We start from the raw sequence: 22,722 nt of genomic DNA on the forward strand, positions 1-22,722 counted from the left end.
TATATTCCGCTCCTTCAAAAAGTTAATAAATGTCCAAGTTTTTCCCTTTTTGTTTTTAGATATTGTTCATTTTCTCTTTTTGGTGGCATTTGCAGAGGAATGCGTTCGACAACCTCTAAGCCATACCCAGCAAGACCTGTTATTTTTCGAGGATTGTTCGTTAATAAACGCATCTTTTTCACTCCAAGATTTCGTAATATTTGAGCACCAATCCCATAATCACGTAAATCATCTTTGAAACCCAATTTATGGTTCGCTTCAACTGTGTCGTAACCTTCTTCTTGAAGTTTATACGCTTTTAATTTATTGATGAGACCAATCCCTCTTCCTTCTTGTCTCATATACAGAAGGATGCCCTTCCCTTCCTTATGTATTTGAGAAAGAGCAGCATGAAGCTGAGGTCCACAATCACAACGATTAGAGCCAAACACATCCCCCGTTAAGCATTCTGAATGGACTCTTATAAGAATAGGCTCTTCTGCACGAATTTCTCCTTTCACAAGTGCAACATGCTCCTTGCCATCACTTTTACTCGTAAATCCGATAGCTCTAAAGTCGCCAAATTCAGTAGGAAGATTGATTTCCACTTCCCTTTTTATTAATGTGTCATGTTTGAGTCGATACTTAATCAAGTCTTTGATTGTAATTATTTTTAAATCAAACTTACTCGCAACCGCTTTTAAGTCGTCCACTCGCGCCATTGTTCCATCATCATTCATGACCTCGCAAATCACACCTACTTCTTTTGATTTTGCTAATCTAGCTAAATCGATGGCAGCTTCTGTATGACCAGCGCGCTGTAACACTCCACCTTTCTTCGCCACAAGTGGAAAAATATGTCCGGGTCGTCTGAAATCACTTGGAAGAGCGCCTTCATTAAGTAATTTTTGAACGGTTAGAGCCCTCTCATGTGCACTAATGCCTGTTGTAGTTTCAATATGATCAATGCTAATGGTAAAGGCCGTTTCATGATTATCTGTGTTGACCTCGACCATTGGTTTTAATTCAAGTTTTTCAGCTATTGCCTCAGAAATGGGTGCACAAATGAGTCCTCTTCCCTCTTTGGCCATAAAGTTAATCATTTCCGGCGTCGCAAACTCACCCAACCCCACAAAATCTCCTTCGTTTTCACGATCCTCATCATCACAAACAATAATCACCTTTCCTGCCTTTAAATCTTTTAATCCATCCTCGATTTTATGGAACATCACTCGATTACTCCTTCCCAATTGTTTCAAATAGAAGATTTCCACCTATTTACATAAATCCGTTTTCTTTTAGAAAATCAATTGAAATCTTATCTTTATAATTGTGTGGGTCTTTCCTTTCCATAAAGGAATATACATACTTGCCGATCAAATCGAATTCGATGTTCACCTTATCCCCAACCTTTTTCGTACCCAGGACACTTTCCTTTGCGGTATGAGGGATAATGGACACGGTCAATTGATTATTGGATGTCCCAAATATAGTTAAGGAAGTGCCATCAAGTGCAATAGAGCCTTTATAAAGAGGTAGATGGCTGTATTCATAAGGAAACTGAATGTCAAAATATACAGCATTTTCTTTTCGTTCTCTTTTGACAATTTGTCCAACTGTGTCAACATGGCCCATAACAAAGTGACCTCCAAAACGTCCATTGGAACTCATGGCCCTTTCTAGATTAACTAGTGAACCTTGTTGCAGGTTAGATAAAGAAGTGCTGTGAAAGGTTTCAGGCATAACATCCAGGAAAAATGAATCATGGGTAAGCTCCGTTACGGTTAAACAAACACCATTAACTGAGATACTATCTCCAAGCTTTAGATCTTCTAAGACCTTCTTTGCCTGAATATTCAGGACAAGTGTGTTTCCTCGGGACTTTACCCTTTGAATGGTCCCTAATTCTTCAATGATTCCGGTAAACATTTCCAGTCTCCTCCTGATTAAGAGGTTTGGCTGTAATTTTGATATCTGGACCGAGCTGTTTAATCTCTGTAAAGTGGAGGTGTTTTCCTAACTTCACAAGCTCCGAACCAACCCCACCGACAAAAGGAAAAGCATCTCTTCCGCCAATAATTTTTGGAGCAACATATGTAATGATTTGTTGAAAAGCGTTTTCCTTGATGAAAGAAGCATGAATTTCTGATCCGCCTTCTACAAGAACGGACATCATCTTCTGCTCTCCTAACGTCTTCAGTACTTGCTGCAGTGATAGAATAGGTCTATCTTGGGAAATAATAGTTACACCAAACCTCTCAAGTTCTTTCTTCTTTTCTAAATCAATCTGATTTCCTGTAAAAATGATGGTTCTCGCAGAGCGATCTTGCACGACATTTGCCGACGTTGGAATTTTTAATTTCGTGTCTAATACAATTCGAATGGGATTTATTCCACCTCGGGGTCTTCTGGTGGTTAAAAGAGGGTTATCTTGTAAGATGGTGTTAATTCCTACTAATATTCCATCATGTTCATGACGAAGATGATGTCCATCTTGTCGTGACTCAGGAGAAGTAATCCATTTACTATCTCCAGATTTTGCTGCTATTTTTCCGTCTAATGAAATGCCTGCTTTAATTGTTACGAATGGAGTGTTTGTTTGGATAAAATGAAAAAACTTTTCATTGAGCTGTTTCGCTTCTTCTTTGCATAACCCGACCTCTACCTCAATGCCTGCCCTGGTTAACTTTTCAACACCTTTGCCTGCAACAAGGGGATTTGGATCTAGAGTTGCTACAAAGATCTTTCGAATACCAGTTTTTATAATAAGGTCAGTACATGGAGGTGTTTTTCCTTGGTGGCTACACGGCTCAAGTGTAACATACATAATGGCTCCCTCAGCAGAGATCCCAGCTTCATTGATTGCATGAACTTCTGCATGAGGAGTCCCAGCTTTCAAATGTACACCCGTCCCCACCAACTGGCCATCCTTCACTAACACTGCACCAACACTCGGATTTGGACTGGTTTGACCTAAAGTAGCGCATGCTAGCGAAAGAGCAAGGTTCATATATTCATAATCATTCATTTTAAAAAAATGCTCCCCCTTTCATAATAATCTCTCCAAACAAACAAATCTCCCTTACCTATTTTGGCAAGGGAGAAAAAAAGCATTAACAAATAAACGTCAAAAAGCAGCATTTTTGAACAATTTGTTTTTCCTTCTCCCATCCAGACTTTTACTGTCGGCTTTGGAATTTCACCAAATCCACCGTTTTCATATGATCTATGAATCCGGGTCACGGGCTAAGAGGCATGCCTCATCACCGTCGGTTGGGAATTACACCCGACCCCGAAGGAAATCCTATTGAATTGAAGAAATAATAACATAACCAAACCAATTATTCAAGGGTTACACTTTATTGAAAATATGGAGTCCCTGCAGGTAACAATTCCCTTGACGAAAAGTTAAGAAACAACGGCCTTTAAACGAATAGACCTTAACCGAAAATATATGATATTTTTTTGTAGAACTACGCATCACCGGAATCGTGCCAGTTTAAGGAAGAATGGGGTCCAATTTTTAAAATCGTCAGCACTCATCTAAGTGAATGAAATAAACGACAAAGTGTTATTGTATTGCCCCTAGTAAGATATGTTATATGTTACTTTTTTTCTTATTTTTTGTTCATCTTTTTTCATTCCGGCTACTATGAGCCTAATTAAACTGTTTTTTTTTTGGCTTATCAGATGGAAATATTTTGATCGATATAGATATTCTGACTTTCGTATGTAGAACTTGGAAATACCCCCCTTTTACATTTTCTCAGATAGATTTACTATCTGAATCCATGTTTGAAAATAATTTGACTTCTTTCTGTATCCAATGTAATATATAGTTTGCATATGCAAACTATATTTAACATTGAGTAGGGTGGGAAATGAAGAATAATGTGAAAATAGCAAGGATTAAAGCCTCTATAACCCAAGAACAATTAGCAAAAAAAATTGGTGTAACTAGACAAACTATTGGTCTTATTGAAAAGGGCGAATATAATCCTAGTCTAAAATTGTGTATTGCAATAGCCAAGGAACTCAATAAAACTTTAGATGAATTATTTTGGGAGGTCGATACTTAATGAAATCTTGGATATCCTTCTTATTACCAAATGATGAATATAAGGAAAAAAAGATGTTATATTTTTTCTCGGAGGGCGCAATAATTCTTTTCTTATCCCTTATTGTTATGATTATCTGCAACAAGTATTTTAATCTAGACGTAGAAACTGTCTTATTGGCAGCCATTGCCATCTTTCTCTTTTATGTGTCAGGAAGATATATAGTATCAGGTATTGAATATGCAGACATCACAACGGAGAGTGCTTACAGAAAAGAGTTAAGAGTTATATTCATTAGAACGATTGGGTTTGTGGTTATTTTTATGATATGCTATTTGATTTTCACTAACTCCCCCAAGAATCTCGACGAATGGTTTGAAATTTTGAGTTTATTAATAGGTGTTAGTGTAATATGGTTTTTATCTAGTTATATCTCTTTAAAGCGTTCCTATAAGAAAAACAAGGAACTATTATAAATCCCAATATACTAACGTATTGGACTAATAAAAGATGAACAGGTAAAGGAAAAATTGTTAAATAATCTTGAGTTTTGCATCCGAAAGAAGCGTTGACGTTTCATAAATAAAGAAAACTCGGCGATTGCCGAGCCTTTAGGCGAAAGCAAAGCCGTAGTCAGCGAAAATACATTTTCGCTTGCGAGGTAATGCTACCGAAGCTTTTCTAGTTCACCGAAAAAATATAAAATTTTTTCGGCTGCGATGTATTCCAGTGAAGCTTTCCTTATGCACTTATACTTAATTCTTAAAATTTCCAACTACGTCGAATTCGCTTCTTTGCTGGAAATTTATACTTTCTTAACGTACAAAAAAGGGGGTTGCTCGCTTAAAATTTCCGACGAGAATAAGTCTGTGGTCAAAAATTGAATTTTTGCCTTAAAATGGTGACAAGAACGGGTTTCGTCAATTTTATTGATTTTCTAAGGTATGAAACGTAAGTAATAAAAATTCCGAGATGGAGGGGGGATGTATTTTGATCAGGAAAATTTGGATTTTATTTTCAAGCTTTTTAATCATTCTGCTCATTGCATGTAATAATACTGACAATAAACCAATAACGAGTGACGTTACATCCACATTTACAGGAACTATTACTGAAATATATGATCAAACTGCTCTTGTTCATATTGACGAAGGGGAAATCACTAAATCCGGAAGCAGAGTACATGTGGATCTTTCAAAGAATAGTGAAACCACTTTTCATGTCGGGGATAAAGTTAAAGTCGGGTATGACGGAGAAGTGCGTGAATCTGACCCACTTCAAATCAATGTGGTGTTTATTGAAAAAGTTGAATGATTATTCTTTAGAAAAAGACCCTATGTGCATAATCAACGCAGTCACAACAAAAGAAAAAACGGGAAACTCATAAACCAAAGTTTCCCTTTTTGCAAAAATTGCAGAACCTAAAATTTAGTGTGAGCTCGCAATCGCTTGAATCAAATCACACCACATTCGTCTAGGTTAATATTGTAAGGCCTTTTCGTTGCTTTAGTTCCAAATTTTTCCAGATTTAGGGCTAAGGTCAACGATGAAATTATTCTCTTTCTCTTGCTTTCTGTGTATCTCGAACATTCTTCTGAACCGTTATCGCAGCAAATAAACTTAATATAAATGCCATTCCGTAAAAACCCTTTTCACTTAAAGTAATACTTCCTGCATTATATAAACCAATTGCCATTAAAGAAATAGCTACAATCATTGCAAACCAGCTAATCCCGCAATAAATACTGGTAACCGGTATTCCTTCATCCTTATCTCTTACAGCTTTTTGCAAAGATACAGCCGCATATAGTCCAAACACTAAAACGGCAAAATAATACCCTTTCTCATTCAATTGCATCGTTGCATTATACAATCCTATCAAATATGATATAATGCCCAACAACAATGCCGCCCAAGATGCCCTTTAAATGCGGCAGTAGGTTCCCCTTCTCTCCTTTCATATTTATGGTTAGGCTTTTTTTCAGTCTCCAAGTTATTTTCTTGATTTTCAAACATTTCACTTCCTCCCTTTCACAAAATATATGTATCAATCATGAAAAAAGAGCACTCATTATTCCGAAAGACACATTGAGTGTTCTTAATAAAAATAACTAAAATTAAAATATAATTATATTTTACAAAATTGATAAATATTAATACATTTGATATTATATTTTAAATCAATTAATTCTTCAAGTATTATTAGGCCTGTCCATTTTTGAAAATATTTTTTCGTTTCAAAATTTGCAACCTCCGTACATGCCCCATCCAAGGACCAATAGTAAAAACAGAGAAAAAGAAACAATAAAACTTGGTACGTTTGACCTACATAATATTTTGCATAATTTTTTACTTATAAACTCAACTTTCGCACCTAAAAAATAAGCATTAATCATTGGTTTTATTGAAACCAGAGTTTATCAAATATATTCGTTGACAAATTTAAATAATCATGAAAAAACACCTCGTTCTTTGGTATAGTGTAATTGATGAAAAACACTACCATACAGAAGAGGTGTCCCCTATATGATAAACCAAAATAGCCAATTTAATCAACTACCAAAAGAACTTGACTCTGTTTTTTCTGAGCTTGAAATAAATAAGCATCTACGCCAAGCAGGAATTAAAAAATCGTTTGGCTTTAGCTGTTCTTACTTATTTCAACTTATTTTTTGTTTGATTTTTCAACATAGAAATTGGTTTTCCCTACTGGATTCAAAGAAAGCAGATCAATTTCCAGCTAAGGACGCTGTTTATCGTTTTTTAAACCAAGCAACGTTCAACTGGCGCCGCTTTTTATTACTATTGAGCACTTTTACCATTCGAAAAGTGGCAAGTCTTACGAATCGAACACGACCAAAAGTGTTCATTATTGATGATTCTTCCTATGATCGAAATCGCAGTAAAAAGGTCGAATTGCTCGCTCGTTGTTTTGATCATGCTTCACTTAAAATGCGCTTTTATAAAGGTTTTCGTATGCTTACTTTGGGTTGGTCAGATGGCCATACATTTATGCCAATTGACTTTTCTTTAGTCAGTTCGAGAAAGTCACAAATCAATGGTATTTCTGATCACATTGATAAACGCACATGTGGCTATAAACGTAGACAAAATGCACTTCAAACAGAGCCTGAACAGATTCCTGATATGATTAAGCGTGCATTAACGAGTGGAATCGAAGCCAGCTATGTTCTTATGGATTCTTGGTTTACCTTGCCACCACTTGTTAAAGCGATTGTCGATCAAGGATTAGATGTCATAGGGATGGTTAAAGAAACAAAACAACGCTATAACGTAAACGATAAAATGGTTTCACTAAAGCAACTTTATCGCTTAGCTGTACCTGTTCCATCCGGGAAAGGAGTTCTTCGTTCAATTCATACAACAATGGCTAACGGGACACCCGTTAAAGTGGTATTCATTCAAAATAGAAATAAGAAAAGTGAGTGGCTTGCCATCCTTAGTACCGATTGCACGCTCTCCGAACAAGAAATTGTGCGAATCTACGGAATGCGCTGGGATATCGAGGTTTTCTTTAAGACAACCAAATCCCTTTTAAAACTTGAAAAAGAGTTCCAAAGTCGTTCATATGATGCGCTTATTGCCCATACAACGATTGTATTTACACGTTTTATTGTACTCTCTTGGCAGAATCGTTGTCATACGGATGAACGAACAATTGGTGGTCTGTTTTATGAACTATGTGATGAAGTAAATGAACTTGATTGGGCTGTCGCATTGCAGCAGTTAATCGAGCTTCTTCAAGATGTAATAAAACAGACCAACAAGAAAATCAAAAAATTAATTCAAAGTCAACTAGAACAGTGGATATCCAACCTTCCTAGCTATATCAAGGCTTATTTGCCAATTTCAGTCTGCGAAAGTTGAGTTATAAATTATTTCTCCGCTTATAATTTATTGTTGATTAGCACCCAAAAATTCGATTTTCCAAATTTCGTACATGGTTTTTATTTGTTTGTCTGGACGAAACTTTTTGAGGCTAATCAGCTTTTCATTCTCCACCTTAATGAAAGATACCGGACTCTTTTGCCTTTCTTCTTAAACTTTTTGTCTTTTCGTTAATAAGATTTTTTAGATAACCACCAAAAATGAAGGCAAACAATCCAAAAATTAGAAGATAAAGAAGATCAATTCCAACTCTTCTCCATAGAATACCACCCGTTGCCTCACGCATAATATCAATTGCATATGTGAAGGGCAAGAACGGGTTTATTTTTTGGAAAAACTCAGGTAATAACACGACTGGATAGGTTCCTCCCGATCCTGCAATTTGAAGTACTAACATAATAATTGCTAAGGCTTTCCCGACATCGCCAAAAACGGAAACTAAAGTATACACAATCGTTATAAAAATAACACTACAAAAAATCCCAAATAAAACAAACCAAAAAGGTTCAACAAGTTTCACATGTAGTATAAATATATCTCCTAATGTCACAATTATTGACTGAAGAAATCCAATACTTAAAAACGTTAATAAACGACCGATATATATATCTTTTGTTTTAAATCCTTCTGTATGATGAATATCTGTGGATATAAGCGAGATTAATAATAACCCACCGACCCAAATTGCAAGTACTGTATAAAATGGAGTCATTCCCGTTCCATAATTTGGAATAGAAAAGACACTATTTTCTTTTAATTTAACAGGTTCAGCAAAAAAATTTTTTTCTGATTCCGGGTCATGTTGAAGGAGATCAATAATTTCATTAATATCTGTTTCACCTTTTATTTTTCGTAATTTATCAGCTAGATGTATCACTTTATCGTTAATAAACGGAAATTGATTTGTAACATAGGCGAGCATTTCTCGCCCTTCCGACAGGTTTTTATCCGTTCGATTAAGTACACCCTGTACTTCCGGTAATGTTGATTGGATCTCAGTTAATATATTTCGTGCTTCCGCTAATGTTGATTTCACGTCCCCTACCGTCTTTGTTATGAATGGTTCCAGTACATCTCGATAATCTTTAGCAAACGCTTCTACATGACCTTTTATTGACTCTGCATTTCCTTTCATTGCTTTAAAAAATTTATCTATTTCGTTCTGATTGTCTCGAATCAATGTATCTAATTGCTCTGCTTGATTTTTAAGTACTTGGTAATCCCCTCTTACATTATCCAAAGACGACAATGCCTCATTTAACTCTGGCGCTTCCGTTTGGTTCAGGTCTTTTAGGTTATTTAATGTGGTTTCAATCGTTTCAATTGCTTGGCCAATGGATTCATTTTTCTCTATGATCGTTTGACTCAACGATTGCTTCTTATCTGTCGGTATTGTTGATAAATCAATATTTTGTATTAATTCATTCGTTTTATCATGCAGTTTCATGATTTTAGCGATATTTTGCTCGATTATAGGTTTCATTTCATCTAATCTTGCTTCGGCTTGGTCAATAAATTGTGAAGTATCATCTATAGTTCGTAGACTTTTATTTGTTGCTTCCTTTACTTGCGGCAAAATGGTTTTGGCTTTTGTTATCAATTGACTGGCTCGGTTTGCATCATTTGTTGTATTATTTAAAAGTTGGTAAATCTCCGGTAAATTACTTTCAATTGTAAAGAGATAACTTTCAAATTTTTTAATATCAGGTAAGTTTTTTTGCAATTCAATTCCTAATTCGTTAAAAATATCGAAAATGGTCTTATTTACAAGAGAAATAAAATTACTACTTATTTGTTGAACAATCACACTGGCACCTTTCTCTGTAATTTTTGGAGCAATCGCATTTATTTTCTCATTCACATAGTAATCTATTTCTGCTTTTTGCGGTTTTTTGCTTATTACTGTTGCCAACCGTTTTGAAAAATTTTCCGGTATAACAATGACAGCATAATAATCACCATACTTCAGTTTTTCCATTGCTTTTTCGCGATTAACAAAGCGCCAACCCATTTTTTTATTGTCTTTTAATGTCTGGACTAGCTCATCGCCTACTTCAATTTTTTTCCCGCGAACTTCTGCCCCTTTATCTTCATTGACAACACCAATTGGAATTTGACCGGTTTGTCCATACGGATCCCAGGATGCTTTAATATTGAACCAAGCATAAAGAGAAGGTAATATGATTAGCCCGGCGATAATGATTGCAGCAACCCAATTTGTACAAATACTTTTTATATCTTGAGTAAAAATCTTCCACCCATTTCTCATCATTAATAACCTCTCAGAAACGATATTTTATGTCAATTTACTAATAAATGCTTCCACTATCTTCCAAACATTTTTGGAAAGGCAGCTTTGATTAGTTTATCCTGTTGTTTCTGAATCATTAAAAGAAATAGGTACCATCTTTTGTCAAATTTTTTATTGAATTTTCCGGAACCCCCCTGAGGGAAATTGCCAAAAGCAAGGTAAAATGCGACGCCACTGAAAAACAATTCGAATAAGTTCACTTACACAGTATAAATTAGTATAAACCACAAAAACACGTCTAAATATGCTGTTTAGCAAGTAATTTTATAATTATTTACCGCTTTTTCAGTGACCTCGTAAAATGCCAATTAAGTGTTTTGAAAGGCGTCGTCACATCCCTGCTCCACCTTGCCTATCAGATCTGCAATTCACTTTTACGTCTTGCACCATACTAAAATAGTTAAAACCTAAAATTACATATAATTGTTTTGGAATAGGACAAAAAATTGACCGTTGGGATGATGTACTTATTAATTTTGGTATTTGATCGTGCAAGTTTAACTTAATTTGTTACAGAAGTTTTTATCGGTAGGGAATGATACGAGGCGCTTAGGCATAGAAAAAGCACCTCCTTATAATGATAGTCCTATCATATAAGGAGATGCTTTATGCTTTGTTTGAATTCGTCTTATAACTATTACATTAAGTGGATTAAGTGGAAGACGATACCAACCACGAACAATCCTAGAATCATAACAATTGGAGAAACTTTCTTCTTAAGTAACCACATGCAAAGAAGTGTTAACAGCAAACCGGCTAAACCAGGAATTAAGCTATCTAAGTTGTTTTGTAAAGTTGTTACTTTCACATCACTCAATGAAAGACCTGCAGCTTGCTGTTCCAAAGCAGTTCTAATTCCTTCCGCTCCAGAAGGTAATTTATCCCAATCAATATAAGCGCCTTTGTCAAGTTTTACTTCAGATACTACTGGCGTGAATTGTACAGATACCCATCGGTTAACTAATGAACCAAGGATGAACATACCGAGGATCGATGCACCTTTTGTAATATCTTGCAGCAATCCGCCAGATAAGTCGTCAGTAATTCTTGAACCGGCTTTATAACCAAATTCTTGCGTATACCACATAAACAGCATACGAATAACGTTCCAAAGAACAAAGTAAAGAATTGGTCCAAGTATGTTTCCGGTCATTGCAAGAGAAGCTGCTAATGCACCAAGGATTGGTTTTACCGTGAACCAGAAAACCGGATCTCCAATACCTGCTAAAGGTCCCATCATCCCGACTTTAACCCCTTGAATGGCTACATCATCAACAGGGGCGCCATTTGCACGTTCTTCTTCAAGTGCTAAAGTAACACCTATTATAGGTGAAGCTACGTACGGGTGAGTGTTAAAGAACTCCAAATGACGTTGTAGTGCAGCTGCACGATCTTCTTTTGTTTTATATAATTTTTTGATGGCTGGAATCATTGTAAATGCCCAACCACCGTTTTGCATACGTTCATAGTTCCAAGAACCTTGAATGAAAGTTGAACGCCACCAAATAGAAATACGATCTTTTTTAGATAATTTTATTTGTTCTGCCATTTCTATGTCCGCCTCCTTCTTAGTAATTATCAATAATGTCGCCTAATGGATCACCAAAATTACCGTTTCCTCCATTACCTGAACCGCCTTGTTTAGAAAGAGCAATATAGATAAGTGCAAGAGCCACACCGATAGCACCAAGACCGATAAGTGTAATATCTGAAACAGTCGCTAATACGAAACCAATGGCAAAGAACGGCCAGACTTCTTTTGTTGCCATCATGTTAATAACCATTGCATAACCAACGGCTACAACCATTCCCCCGCCGATTGCTAAACCATCTGTCAACCAATTTGGCATAGATTCGAGCAAGTTTCTAACCGGACCTGCACCAATAGCCACAATTAATATAGCTGGAATTGCAATCCGCAATCCTTGCATACAGATAGCAATGATATGCCAAAATTCAACCTTTCTGAAGTTCCCCTCTTTAGCTGCAGCATCCATAAAGTGGACAAATGCTGTTGCAATCGTACGTACGATGATTGTCAACAATAAACCTGCAACTGCAAGCGGAACAGCAATCGCAATTGCAGAAGATACACCTTCTCGACCTTGTCCACCTAAAACTAAAATAATTGCGGATGCGACTGAGGCTAATGCAGCATCCGGTGCTACGGCAGCTCCGATGTTTGCCCAGCCTAAAGCGATCATTTGAAGGGTACCGCCTAAGATAAGACATGGTACTAAGTTTCCTGTTACTAAGCCGATTAGCGTACAGGCAATGATTGGTTGGTGGAAGTGGAATTCATCCAAAATTCCTTCCATACCGGCTAAAAACGCTACGATAAAGACTAATATTATTTGAATAATATTCAGATCCATATTATTAATCCTCCCTTTTCTTCTAATAATCAGGATTATTTTTTCTTGTTTAACTCCTCTTGAGCCTTCTTGAGAATTGCATCCATGTCGCCTTTTGTATCGTTCGGAACTTTACGTACATCGAATTTCAAACCAAGTTCTTTTAACTTATTGAAAGTATCAATATCATCTTGGCTAAAGGCTAACACCTTATTCGGTTGAACTTTACCAGGTGAGTGTGCCATCGAACCAACATTAATTGTCTTTAATGGAACGCCACCTTCAACCGCTCTAAGCACATCTTGCGGGTTTTCAAAAAGAAGCATTGCGCGCTGGCCGCCGAAATGTTGATCATCTTTTGCAAGTTCGATCATTTTCTTGACAGGAACAACGTGTGCCTTGACTCCCGGTGGAGCAGCCTGTTTGATTAATTTCTTACGAAGATCATCCTTTGCTACCGCATCAGATACAATGATGATACGAGTAGGTTGTGTTGTTCTTGTCCAAGTAGTTGCTACTTGTCCGTGAAGTAAACGAGTGTCAATTCGTGCCAACACGTATTCAAATTTACCAGGGGCACCTGCATTTGATGGTCGACGAGCAGATGCAGCAGATGGTGTTGCCGGTTCTAATTCTTCAGGTCTTACTTTAACCCCTTCTTTAGCTGTGTCCAAAATATGTGCAGCAATTTCACGTGCTGAGTTCATGGATAAGCGTGATGCAAAAACTTCAATCAACATTGGCAAGTTCATACCAGCAACAATTGCCCATTTGTCTTTGTGTTCTTCAAACAAGCTATTTGCCTGGTTGAAAGGAGTTCCACCCCAAAGATCGACTAAAAATAATATTTCGTCTTGGTTGTCGAAAGAGGCGATTGCTTCTTTCATTTTTGCTTTTACATCATCAGGTCCTTCGCTTGGCATCAATGTAACTGCTTTTACATTTTCTTGTTTTCCAAAGATCATCTCTCCGGATTGCAAGATACCATTGGCGAAATCACCGTGACTAGCAATGATAATTCCTACCATCTTCTTACCTCCTCTATGATTATTGGTACAGTAAAAGGACATGGTAAAATCTACCAAAGTACTTTTTTAGCTGTATCTTTTCAGCTCATCTAAAGCGATTACAGTTTCAACTAAAAACAAAAAAGCATGAGTAAAAAGCCGATTAAAATGAAGTTATGTTTATAGAATGCCCATAATTTTCATTTCAATCAAAACTATTCACTCATGCCTGATCGAATCAGTAACACGTAAAATATAATAGCTAAAGTATTCAATTGTTTTTTGCAAACACTGTAAATAAAGGAACGATAAACAGCTTTTGCAACAAATAGATTCTTTTTAAATGTTCAAAGTATCACTTTAATGAGCTTCCATAGGAATTATAGCACACCAAATATTCTTCTTTCAAGAGGAAAAATATTTTCTGTGTTTTCCTCCCTATCGAATTTTCATCTTTGCTAGAAGTATATCCTATCACGTTTAAAACAAAGTTCTTCTAACCTGTCTTGCCATGTAAAATAATTACTTTTTAAATTTACTCTTTAGGCCGCGTTTAACAACATCAAAGAAACTTAATGATTGGACCATTTGTTTCGGGTCAACGTATTCACGAATTGCCCGCAATACTTTTTTTGGTTCTTTTGAGGAAAAGGAAAACGTTCCATTTCGCTTCGTTTGGATCGCGTAACGCGGGATCCATTTCCCTTTGAACATGACGGAAGCGATCACGTAATCAACTTCTTCCCATGGAATTTGAATAAACTTACGGGCATCACGATCATTGTAGAATTCAAATCCCTTGTCTCCGATCATGATCTTGCCATACTCCGGAAGTCCCAAATGCGAGGTTGCATCAATAACTAAATCGACTTTTGTATTGATTGATTGGACCATTTAATCTGCTCCATTTCTTTCTCTTAATAAAAATATTATACTGTGTCTTCTTACTTTAAGCAAAAAATATTTTGGGACGATAACAAGAAATTGAAGCAAGGAGAAAAGTTAACTTAATCATTTACTTCCCCTTTTTGATACACAATGTATCATTTTGGTCACTCTTATCGCATTGATTCAACTGGATCAAGTCTTGATGCCTTATTCGCAGGCAAAATACCAAATATAACACCAATTATCATAGAGAAGAGCATTCCACCGATGATTATCGGCCAATGCCCTTATATTGTATTGTATCCAAATCTGCCCTTATACTAAACAGGAACACAATGCCATTTTATGCGATATAAAACCCATACTTTCCTTAATTTCATATATAAGTTCTGAACAATTACGTCTTTCTCTTAGTGGGATGATAAGAAAAGCGCAGAGCGCCCGCTTAGCGACGTACAAACTGGAGCGCCCCGCAATGAGAACAGATTTGCTTCCCCGAATAGGCATCGCACGAAGAAAATGCGAATGCATTTTCGAGGACTTTGAATAATCTTCCTTGAATAAGCATCGCACGAAGAAAAAGCGAGTAGCTTTTTCTAAGGAAAAGGAAACACGGCGAGGGACGAGCCGATGTTGACTTATCGTAGTGAAGCTACTCCTAGAGTGAACTTCATGAGTAATCTTCCTTGATATACTTCATGAAGCTTTGCGACGAGCTGAACATCCGCTTCCTCGAATAGGCTATGGCGCAGGAGCACATTAAAGGGGAGTTAGTTTCTCAGTCGCTGGCGCTCGGAGCTAGACAATAAAACTAATCCCGAGTTATTTACCTGTATTTTTATACTTTCTTATACTATAAAGAAAGAAAAAACCACAAAATCGATTCAACTTGTGGTTTTGTTTTAACTAAGATTTAAAATTTCAAACCGAACCTTTTCTGTTCGATTAAGTAAAAAAATAGGGGGCTGACCGTAAAAGTTATTAAATACTAACTTTTTGTGGTCAGCCCTAATCCTCTTATAAGCAAGCGTCTTTAATTCTTCTTTTTAGTATGATGTACCTTATTAATTCGCATCAATCCGGGAAAATAACGGGTTATTTATTTTTTATGGTGGTCTTGTATTTTCGATACATTGTCCATTTGCCGATATCCTGAAATCCGAGACGTTTGTAAATTCTGCCCGCCGCAGGGTTATCATAAAACAAGCAAAGGATTCGACCTTCAGCAAGTACATCGCCGATTAATTTTTGCATGATTGCTGTTGCCAGTCCGTTATTGCGGAAATTTTTATGAGTACAAACACCGACAATCATCGCAGAGGCAGAATTTTCCGCTGCAGTTGAGGCACAGGCAATGATCTCGTTATTATCCTCAATAAAATAAGTTCGTCCGGTCCCGTTTTCGATATCTTGGACAATCATTTTTCTCCCCTCTTTGCTTAAAGAAAACTCATCAATTTGCATCCGCAGATTTAAAATTCGATCAACATCATCGATTGTAGCAATCTTTATATTATATTCAGTATGATTAATGGGAGTGAGTTCCCGGCACTCCGCAAAAAAGGTGGCCTTCTTCGGACCCAATTCAATCCCTTTCACATGTTCAAATTGCTCAACAATAGAAGCTTTCCCGGACATGATCGGTGTTGCTGAGTAGTTACAAATAAGATCGGCAAACCCTTGAACGTCAAATTCACCTTTTGCATAGGGGATGAATGATTCGAAATATCGTAAAAGAACAGCGTTAAGTTTGCCATCTTCATGAAATTCTCCCCATAATTCTTGGAAATCCGTCTCATATCCAAATGCCTCGATATCCCCAATAATAAATAAATTGATGGACGGTTCTTCACTTAAAAAATCCATAACTGTTTTATGGTCTTGGACTGTCAGTTTTCTAATCATTCAGCTTCACCTGTCTTATTAATGATTGTCTTTCAGATTAAGAGTTGATTTTTATTATAATATAGAATTTGTGGAAAATCCATAACTAGTCTTCTAATATACTTTTAAAAACACAAAAATAGAGTTTTTTTCATTTGAAACAATAACCGCCTTATAATTTACGGGGAGCGGGCATATAGAAGCTAAACGAGGTGGACGAGCCTACGAACAAATTTCTTCGCCTTGTAATTCATCGGGAGCGGGAACATAAAAGTCTGTCTGATGAAGTGAAATCCACTTTGATTTATAACTTTTACTTAAAATAATGGGGATAAAATTTGTATAAGATACATCAATGTTTTATTTATAGAACAGTATTATACAATTGTTTGGAAATTTTCCCGAAATACCGGTGGCCAAGACAACATTCATTCTGCCCATTTTCTTGTCGCAAAACATCAAAATGAAGAATATGGTAATAAGAAAGTTCTTTTGTGAGGTGACAGTAATGAAGATACATGTTGTTCGAAGCGGAGATAATCTTTGGCGCATAGCACAAATGTACGGGACAACAGTTAATCAAATCGTTGCAGCAAATGGGCTCTCGAACCCGAATCAGTTGGTCATTGGTGAAGCATTAGTTATTCCTCCGCCATATCAACAATATGTCATACAGTCCGGTGATACGCTATGGTCAATTGCTAACCGTTTCGGGGTCGCATTACAGAATCTTGTTGAGACAAACCGATTAACAGACCCATCAAACATCTATGTCGGGCAAGTGTTAACGATACCGGTCACCTATCATACGGTTCAACCGGGTGAAACATTGTATTCCATTGCCAGTCGTTACGGGACAACAGTTGCGGCAATTGTCCAAGCGAATAATATCCAAAATGCAGCACTCATTTTTAGCGGACAAAGATTAAGAATTCCTGAGATGCCAAAACCTACGATTGAAGTCAATGCTTATGTAACAACGATGAATGAAGCAGGAGCCAATCTTGTTGCACCTTTAACACCAAGTTTTACTTATATTAGTCCTTTTAGTCACGGGGTAATGGAGAATGGTCAAATTTCCACATTAAATGATGAACCGATTATTCGTGTAGCTCGAAATAACAATGTTGCTCCACTTCTTGTCCTTACTAATTTTGTCGGCAGAAGGTTTAGCTCCGACCGGGCAGCGCTCATTTTAAGAAATCCCGATCTCCAAAATACTTTAATCACAAATATTTTACAAACGTTGAGAAATAAGGGTTATACTGGCTTAAACATTGATTTTGAATATGTGTATCCTGAAGATCGGGAAAATTATAATAATTTCCTTCGTCGGGTAGTTGCTCGTTTACACCCGGAAGGATTCACGGTCTCAACAGCGCTGGCACCGAAAATTAGTGCTGACCAATCGGGATTGTTATATGAAGCACATGATTACGCTGCCCATGGTGAACTGGTCGATTTTGTTATACCTATGACGTATGAATGGGGTTGGGCCGGTGGGAGACCTTGGGCTATTGCGCCGATAAATCAAGTTAGAAGAGTACTCGATTATGCCATAACAGCCATTCCTCGCAACAAAATTCTTATGGGTGTCCCGCTCTATGGCCGTGACTGGAAAATCCCGTGGGTTCAAGGAACTTATGCAAGAACAGTCGGTCCAAGAGAAGCCGTCAATCTTGCAGCAAAATATGGCGTTCCGATTCAATATCATGAAACCTATCAATCTCCGTTCTTCCGCTACACAGACGAATCGGGTCAACAACATGAAGTCTGGTTTGAAGATGCCAGAAGTATGCAAGCAAAATATGACACTGTAAAGGAATACAATCTTCGCGGGATAAGTTATTGGGTACTTGGTCCGGAATTTCCGGAGAACTGGCCCCTATTACATGCAAACTTTCATATAAGGAAGAGGATTTAAGGGGTAGCCACTCTTTAAGCCAAGTGAATCCCATAAAATTACATGTAAATTTTCATAATTAGGAAAGAGGTTGTAAAACGGTATCTCTTGAGCCAAGTAAACCATGCAAACTCATATAAGAATGAGGATTTAAGGGCTCTCACGGTTAATTAAGGAAAAATGAGAACTGTTTTTGAAGCGGTAACAGTTCTCATTTTCATGTGTGTTTACATTTTATAATCCATTCTTTTGTATTATTGTCTTTCTATAATTTTTCGGTCCTTATCAATTCCGCTACTTCAGCTAAATCTGAACAGATACGATATGCTCCTTGTTTCATTTCATCATTCGGCTCGACTAAATCTGGGACAATGATGCAACGAATATTTGCCCTTATTGCTGCACGGAAACCATGAAATGAATCCTCCAGAACAAGTGCTTTTTCTGGATCTACTCCACCACGTTTACACGCTTCAAGAAAAATATCCGGGTGAGGTTTTCCTTTTTTAACTTCTCTTCCGCTTAAATAAAAATCGAATCTATCCTCCAATCCGGTAATAGCTAAATAATTTTCAATGACTTCTCTATTACTTGACGAAGCTATACACTTTTTAAATCCTTTTTCTTCCAATACTTCTAATAATTCCAAAGCACCCTTTTTAATGGTAATTCCCTCTTCAGCTACTGTTTTATTGAATTCCTCTTGAAAATGATCTAAAACATTTTTCTTAAAAAACTCTTCCCCGTATAGATTATGAAGAATTTGATTTGATGTAGGTTTACTAACACCAATTAATTTTTTATACGTTTCTATAGAAAATTTAAACCCTGCTTTTTCGGCAGTCTTTTTCATAGCTAAAAATGAGGGGCGCTCAGTATCAAATAGTAATCCATCCATATCAAAAATGGCAAAGTTTATCTTTTGCATAATAACTCCTACTTTATAAATTATTTTTTTACTTCACCTTATTCCATCAAACTAATTATTATTAAATTGACAATTCCCTCGATAACTCAATCATTTTTTTATCTATTCTATGAGTACTGCTTAAAATATCAGAAAAAGCGTGATCATCAATTTCATTATTCATAATTCCTACAGCTCTGTCTTGTTTCCCTTCTATCAATAACTCTACTGCCCTTGCACCTAATCTGCTGGCTAAAACTCGATCAGATGCAGTAGGAGATCCACCTCTTTGGATATGACCTAAAACAGAAGCTCGCACATCAAGATTCACCCTTTTTTCTAATTCCTTAGCAAAAGTTAATCCGCTTCCGACACCCTCCGCAATTATTATAATAATATGCCTCTTTCCTCTTTCTTTTCCCTTATTTAAACGGTCTACAATTTCATCCATGTTATAATTTTCTTCAGGGATAAGAATTGACTCCGCTCCACCGGCTAATCCGGTCCATAATGCCAAATCTCCCGCATTTCTTCCCATTACTTCGATAACAAAAGTTCTCTCATGAGAAGAAGCTGTATCCCGGATATTGTCAATTGCTTGAATCACGGTATTTAAAGCCGTATCAAAACCAATTGTAAAGTCTGTCCCTTCTATGTCATTATCAATTGTTCCCGGTACACCAATACAAGGAAAACCTAATTGACTCAAAGCATTTGCACCACGATAGGAACCGTCGCCACCGATAACAATTAATCCTTCTAATCCAAAATTATTTAACTTTTCAAGTCCTTTTAGCTGAACATCTTTTTGAGCAAATTCAGGGAGTCGTGCCGATCGAAGCATTGTCCCACCCCGGTGTAAAATATCACCCACTGAACCCAGTTCTAGTTTTTCGAATGTTCCGTTTACTACACCTTGGTATCCATTATAAACTCCGTATACTTCTAAGCCGGAATAAATCCCCTTACGAACAACCGCCCGAATAGCAGCATTCATCCCATCGGATTTCCAGACGGTTAACAAATTCTTCAACTTGAGACAAGATTTTTTCCGAATCCAATATAGTGATAGAGTCAATGACCCGTTCCAACGAACAATTCCAGATAATATTTTTATTGATTTCTGCAAAGTGCTCTTCCGAAACAATCGGCACAAATATTTTTCGCATCTTCTCTTCCCCGGTTCCGGTAATAATATCCTCGAGGGATAAATAAGGAACTTGTTTAATACCCGGGTCTGCCGTTCCGACGATGGCTAGAACATCATAAACTTGAAAAATCGTTTCCGATGTTCCTAATTCTTTCAATCTATTAAAATCATGAGCAAGCACCTTAATGCCCAAATCTTCCGGGATACTGTCATGTAATAATTTCTGAATTTGGATTGCAGTTCCCATCCCAGTTTGACAGGATGTAATGATTACTTTTTCCTTTTCCTTCCTCGGATAAATGATTTTATAGTCCATTTTATTTGCTTTTTCCAGCTTTTCAATCATCTCTTCCAAAAAAAGCTCTTTATCCAACATACTCCCCAAGTATAAAGCCATTTGCGTGGAAACATTATTAATTATAGCAACAGGACCATTTATATGCTTTTTAAACAGTTCATCAATATCCGTTAGTGATCCCATATCAACTAGGATAACGAGTCCTCTTGAAACATCATTGTTGTCAACATAATTCAAAACCTTTGCCGCAATATCCTCAACCGATATATCAATTGGCATATCAAAGGATTCAAAGAAATTTTTACCTAATAAACGATTCGCTACATTGGCGATACTACTTGCCGTCGCATAGCCATGAGCCAAAATGATCGCCTTAATTTGTCCCATACCCTCATCAATCTTTAAGCCCCGAAAATAGACAGCTAACATAATTTCATCTATTGGATCCAGTTTGACATCCAATTTACTTTCTAAAATACTTTTAAATTGGTCAACCAGTTTTTGCTCCGGTTTATAAAATTGCCCGATATATTGGGCTAGTTTTTCAATTAACGATTCCTGCCTTTTTGTCCACCGTAACGCTATATTGCCTTTATAATAGAGAAAATGAGCAATGGCATAAATACTATTCCCATTAAATTTGACACTATAGTTTTTTTCTAAGTAGTCAATCGTTTCTTGTACATTGGCAGTCATTAACTCCAACATAACGTTTGCCTGTTTTCTTGTATGAAATATTAAGCTATCTAAAATGACATTGACTTCATTGATAAAATTTTGTTGAAAATATTCCCGGGAAAATTTTTTTGTTACCATTTCCTGGTACAAATTTAAAATTTTTTCATAAGATGTTTTTATCTGTTGTAAATGAGATACACTCACCTCATATAATTGTTCTAAAGTGGAATTTTCATCGATTACAATATCACTAGCATTTTTTAATTTCGTCTCGGTAAAACGGACAGTGTTCTCTAAAATGTTTTCCGGCAGGTCTTGAAGGGTTATTCGCACTTCATTTTCATCTCTATTTTTTACAAAGGATGAAGCAACAATATATTTTATTGTATTTTTTAAGTCGCCCATATTACCTGTATAATTATGCAGTGTCAAGGTATCGAGTGCGCGATTGGTAATTCGGATGGGTGTGTGGAGTTTTTTCGCTTCATTAATTAAAAATAGATAAATAAATTGTTTTTTCTCTTTTCCCCCCCGTTCATCAAGGCTTGGCATTGTTACCCGAATTGGAATCCGTCGTAAAAAGGTTTGTAAAAAGTTTTCTTCTAATTTTTCGGTCGTCGCAAAGATAAAACGGATATTTACTTTGTGGTTTTCTTCACTTTCACCCATACGACGGTAAACTCCTTGGTCCATTAGTGTAAATAACTTTTCTTGGCCTTCAGGATTTAGGCGGTGAACTTCATCAAGAAAAAGAATGCCCCCATCCGCTGCTGCAATCATCCCGTCCTTTGTTGTATTTGCTCCGGTAAATGCACCTTTGACATAGCCAAATAAATTACTTGATAACAGTTCCGGGTTGTTTGCATATTGGGCACAGTTGAAACTGATAAATGGTGCCTTTTCCGGTAATATTCCTTTTTCTCTACTATATTTATAGATGAGTTCAGCGGTAAAACTTTTCCCGACACCGGTAGGACCGCATAAGATGATTGGGAGTCCACCCGGATAAAAAATCGATGCTTTAATTTGACTGACCGCCTTTTTCAAACTTCCATCCGAACCGATTAATTGATCAAAAATATCCTTTGATTCTTGTTTAGAAGGTTGAAGATCTTGCAACTCTTGAAAACTGTTAAATAACGTCGTTGGGATTGAATAATATTTTTGTTCAAAAATTGGCCGATTCAAAAAATAAACCGGTCTTGTATTTATCTTGATAATTAAGTTTTCATCAAACAGTTGATTTAAATAATGACTGACCGTATTTCGCTTAACCTGGAAAATATTAGAAATGACATTTGCCGTTAATTTTTCTGAAGGATTCTCAAATGTAAACTGAGCCGTTTCCTTTTCTAAATGCGCCATTAAGTCTTCTTTTAATCCCATCTTTCCACCT

General features: G+C 36.6%; 17 protein-coding genes, 2 pseudogenes and 1 riboswitch. Of the genes and pseudogenes, 5 read left to right on the forward strand and 14 right to left on the reverse strand.

Annotated features, from left to right (window positions below; all coding sequences use genetic code 11):
* Positions 1–14 precede the first annotated feature (14 nt).
* From NSQ14_RS13415 to ribD, 3 genes are read right to left on the reverse strand one after another with little or no spacing between them, the layout of a single operon-like run.
* A complete protein-coding gene (locus tag NSQ14_RS13415; RefSeq protein WP_041844668.1) occupies positions 15–1,208 on the reverse strand; it encodes a bifunctional 3,4-dihydroxy-2-butanone-4-phosphate synthase/GTP cyclohydrolase II in 1,194 nt (397 codons plus the stop codon).
* A gap of 49 nt (positions 1,209–1,257) precedes the next feature.
* Positions 1,258–1,908, reverse strand: a complete 651-nt coding sequence (gene ribE, locus NSQ14_RS13420; RefSeq protein ID WP_041844669.1) for a riboflavin synthase — start codon at positions 1,906–1,908, stop codon at positions 1,258–1,260.
* Positions 1,889–3,007: a bifunctional diaminohydroxyphosphoribosylaminopyrimidine deaminase/5-amino-6-(5-phosphoribosylamino)uracil reductase RibD gene (gene ribD / locus NSQ14_RS13425; RefSeq protein WP_041902855.1), complete on the reverse strand. Its 1,119-nt coding sequence runs from the start codon at positions 3,005–3,007 to the stop codon at positions 1,889–1,891. Before ribD ends, ribE begins: the two co-directional genes overlap by 20 nt.
* Before the next feature lie 127 nt (positions 3,008–3,134).
* A riboswitch (FMN riboswitch) is annotated at positions 3,135–3,283 on the reverse strand.
* Positions 3,284–3,860: 577 nt separating this feature from the next.
* Here ribD and NSQ14_RS13430 point away from each other — a divergent pair.
* From NSQ14_RS13430 to NSQ14_RS13440, 3 genes are all read left to right on the forward strand, one after another.
* Positions 3,861–4,058, forward strand: coding sequence for a helix-turn-helix transcriptional regulator (locus tag NSQ14_RS13430; RefSeq protein WP_034771709.1), 198 nt, complete (start codon positions 3,861–3,863; stop codon positions 4,056–4,058).
* Positions 4,058–4,513, forward strand: coding sequence for a hypothetical protein (locus NSQ14_RS13435; protein ID WP_034771711.1), 456 nt, complete (start codon positions 4,058–4,060; stop codon positions 4,511–4,513). Before NSQ14_RS13430 ends, NSQ14_RS13435 begins: the two co-directional genes overlap by 1 nt.
* 514 nt (positions 4,514–5,027) lie before the next feature.
* The gene (locus NSQ14_RS13440; RefSeq protein ID WP_034771730.1) at positions 5,028–5,351 is read left to right on the forward strand and encodes a DUF3221 domain-containing protein; all 324 of its coding nucleotides are present in this window, start codon (positions 5,028–5,030) and stop codon (positions 5,349–5,351) included.
* 238 nt (positions 5,352–5,589) lie between these two features.
* On the opposite strand, the pseudogene yiaA reads toward NSQ14_RS13440, so the two are convergent.
* Positions 5,590–6,053 (reverse strand): annotated as a pseudogene (gene yiaA, locus NSQ14_RS13445) (inner membrane protein YiaA).
* Between the two features lie 510 nt (positions 6,054–6,563).
* Here yiaA and NSQ14_RS13450 point away from each other — a divergent pair.
* Positions 6,564–7,925: an IS4 family transposase gene (locus tag NSQ14_RS13450; protein WP_251246122.1), complete on the forward strand. Its 1,362-nt coding sequence runs from the start codon at positions 6,564–6,566 to the stop codon at positions 7,923–7,925.
* Between the two features lie 136 nt (positions 7,926–8,061).
* Here NSQ14_RS13450 and NSQ14_RS13455 read toward each other — a convergent pair whose 3' ends face one another.
* The 7 genes and pseudogenes from NSQ14_RS13455 to NSQ14_RS13480 all read right to left on the reverse strand — a co-directional run bounded on the left by NSQ14_RS13455 (position 8,062) and on the right by NSQ14_RS13480 (position 16,411).
* On the reverse strand, positions 8,062–10,215 hold the full coding sequence (locus NSQ14_RS13455) for a YhgE/Pip domain-containing protein (protein ID WP_343191329.1): 2,154 nt from the start codon (positions 10,213–10,215) through the stop codon (positions 8,062–8,064).
* 679 nt (positions 10,216–10,894) lie between these two features.
* Positions 10,895–11,806, reverse strand: a complete 912-nt coding sequence (locus NSQ14_RS13460; protein ID WP_034771732.1) for a PTS system mannose/fructose/sorbose family transporter subunit IID — start codon at positions 11,804–11,806, stop codon at positions 10,895–10,897.
* 19 nt (positions 11,807–11,825) lie between these two features.
* Positions 11,826–12,632, reverse strand: a complete 807-nt coding sequence (locus NSQ14_RS13465; protein WP_034771733.1) for a PTS mannose/fructose/sorbose transporter subunit IIC — start codon at positions 12,630–12,632, stop codon at positions 11,826–11,828.
* A gap of 35 nt (positions 12,633–12,667) precedes the next feature.
* Positions 12,668–13,639 (reverse strand): mannose/fructose/sorbose PTS transporter subunit IIA, encoded by a 972-nt coding sequence (locus NSQ14_RS13470; protein ID WP_095142550.1) that lies wholly within the window; start codon positions 13,637–13,639, stop codon positions 12,668–12,670.
* A gap of 501 nt (positions 13,640–14,140) precedes the next feature.
* Positions 14,141–14,512, reverse strand: a complete 372-nt coding sequence (locus NSQ14_RS13475) for a DUF956 family protein (RefSeq protein WP_041845600.1) — start codon at positions 14,510–14,512, stop codon at positions 14,141–14,143.
* Between the two features lie 164 nt (positions 14,513–14,676).
* Positions 14,677–14,772, reverse strand: a pseudogene (locus NSQ14_RS18915) (hypothetical protein); the annotation flags it as partial.
* 829 nt (positions 14,773–15,601) lie between these two features.
* On the reverse strand, positions 15,602–16,411 hold the full coding sequence (locus NSQ14_RS13480; protein ID WP_346199931.1) for a GNAT family N-acetyltransferase: 810 nt from the start codon (positions 16,409–16,411) through the stop codon (positions 15,602–15,604).
* 487 nt (positions 16,412–16,898) lie between these two features.
* On the opposite strand from NSQ14_RS13480, the gene NSQ14_RS13485 reads away from it, so the two are divergent.
* On the forward strand, positions 16,899–18,314 hold the full coding sequence (locus tag NSQ14_RS13485; RefSeq protein ID WP_346216478.1) for a LysM peptidoglycan-binding domain-containing protein: 1,416 nt from the start codon (positions 16,899–16,901) through the stop codon (positions 18,312–18,314).
* A 244-nt stretch (positions 18,315–18,558) separates the two neighbouring features.
* Here the strand turns inward: NSQ14_RS13485 and NSQ14_RS13490 are convergent, their stop codons facing one another.
* From NSQ14_RS13490 to NSQ14_RS13500, 3 genes are all read right to left on the reverse strand, one after another.
* The gene (locus NSQ14_RS13490) at positions 18,559–19,221 is read right to left on the reverse strand and encodes an HAD family phosphatase (RefSeq protein WP_343191331.1); all 663 of its coding nucleotides are present in this window, start codon (positions 19,219–19,221) and stop codon (positions 18,559–18,561) included.
* Between the two features lie 61 nt (positions 19,222–19,282).
* The gene (gene pfkA / locus NSQ14_RS13495) at positions 19,283–20,197 is read right to left on the reverse strand and encodes a 6-phosphofructokinase (protein ID WP_269920307.1); all 915 of its coding nucleotides are present in this window, start codon (positions 20,195–20,197) and stop codon (positions 19,283–19,285) included.
* Positions 20,166–22,712: a sigma-54-dependent transcriptional regulator gene (locus NSQ14_RS13500; protein ID WP_346216479.1), complete on the reverse strand. Its 2,547-nt coding sequence runs from the start codon at positions 22,710–22,712 to the stop codon at positions 20,166–20,168. The genes pfkA and NSQ14_RS13500 overlap by 32 nt, the downstream gene beginning before the upstream one ends.
* Positions 22,713–22,722 lie beyond the last annotated feature (10 nt).

This window comes from Caldifermentibacillus hisashii (assembly GCF_039654145.1).
GTDB lineage: Bacteria > Bacillota > Bacilli > Bacillales > Caldibacillaceae > Caldifermentibacillus > Caldifermentibacillus hisashii.

Bases quoted from the DNA above. Each gene is read 5' to 3' on its own strand.
- NSQ14_RS13430 (WP_034771709.1), top strand. From the start codon at position 3,861: ATGAAGAATAATGTGAAAATAGCAAGGATTAAAGCCTCTATAACCCAA.
- NSQ14_RS13470 (WP_095142550.1), bottom strand. From the start codon at position 13,639: ATGGTAGGAATTATCATTGCTAGTCACGGTGATTTCGCCAATGGTATC.
- NSQ14_RS13485 (WP_346216478.1), top strand. From the start codon at position 16,899: ATGAAGATACATGTTGTTCGAAGCGGAGATAATCTTTGGCGCATAGCA.
- NSQ14_RS13475 (WP_041845600.1), bottom strand. From the start codon at position 14,512: ATGGTCCAATCAATCAATACAAAAGTCGATTTAGTTATTGATGCAACC.
- NSQ14_RS13435 (WP_034771711.1), top strand. From the start codon at position 4,058: ATGAAATCTTGGATATCCTTCTTATTACCAAATGATGAATATAAGGAA.
- ribE (WP_041844669.1), bottom strand. From the start codon at position 1,908: ATGTTTACCGGAATCATTGAAGAATTAGGGACCATTCAAAGGGTAAAG.
- NSQ14_RS13490 (WP_343191331.1), bottom strand. From the start codon at position 19,221: ATGCAAAAGATAAACTTTGCCATTTTTGATATGGATGGATTACTATTT.
- NSQ14_RS13455 (WP_343191329.1), bottom strand. From the start codon at position 10,215: ATGAGAAATGGGTGGAAGATTTTTACTCAAGATATAAAAAGTATTTGT.
- NSQ14_RS13500 (WP_346216479.1), bottom strand. From the start codon at position 22,712: ATGGGATTAAAAGAAGACTTAATGGCGCATTTAGAAAAGGAAACGGCT.
- ribD (WP_041902855.1), bottom strand. From the start codon at position 3,007: ATGAATGATTATGAATATATGAACCTTGCTCTTTCGCTAGCATGCGCT.
- NSQ14_RS13450 (WP_251246122.1), top strand. From the start codon at position 6,564: ATGATAAACCAAAATAGCCAATTTAATCAACTACCAAAAGAACTTGAC.
- NSQ14_RS13465 (WP_034771733.1), bottom strand. From the start codon at position 12,632: ATGGATCTGAATATTATTCAAATAATATTAGTCTTTATCGTAGCGTTT.
- NSQ14_RS13415 (WP_041844668.1), bottom strand. From the start codon at position 1,208: ATGTTCCATAAAATCGAGGATGGATTAAAAGATTTAAAGGCAGGAAAG.
- pfkA (WP_269920307.1), bottom strand. From the start codon at position 20,197: ATGAATGCTGCTATTCGGGCGGTTGTTCGTAAGGGGATTTATTCCGGC.
- NSQ14_RS13460 (WP_034771732.1), bottom strand. From the start codon at position 11,806: ATGGCAGAACAAATAAAATTATCTAAAAAAGATCGTATTTCTATTTGG.
- NSQ14_RS13480 (WP_346199931.1), bottom strand. From the start codon at position 16,411: ATGATTAGAAAACTGACAGTCCAAGACCATAAAACAGTTATGGATTTT.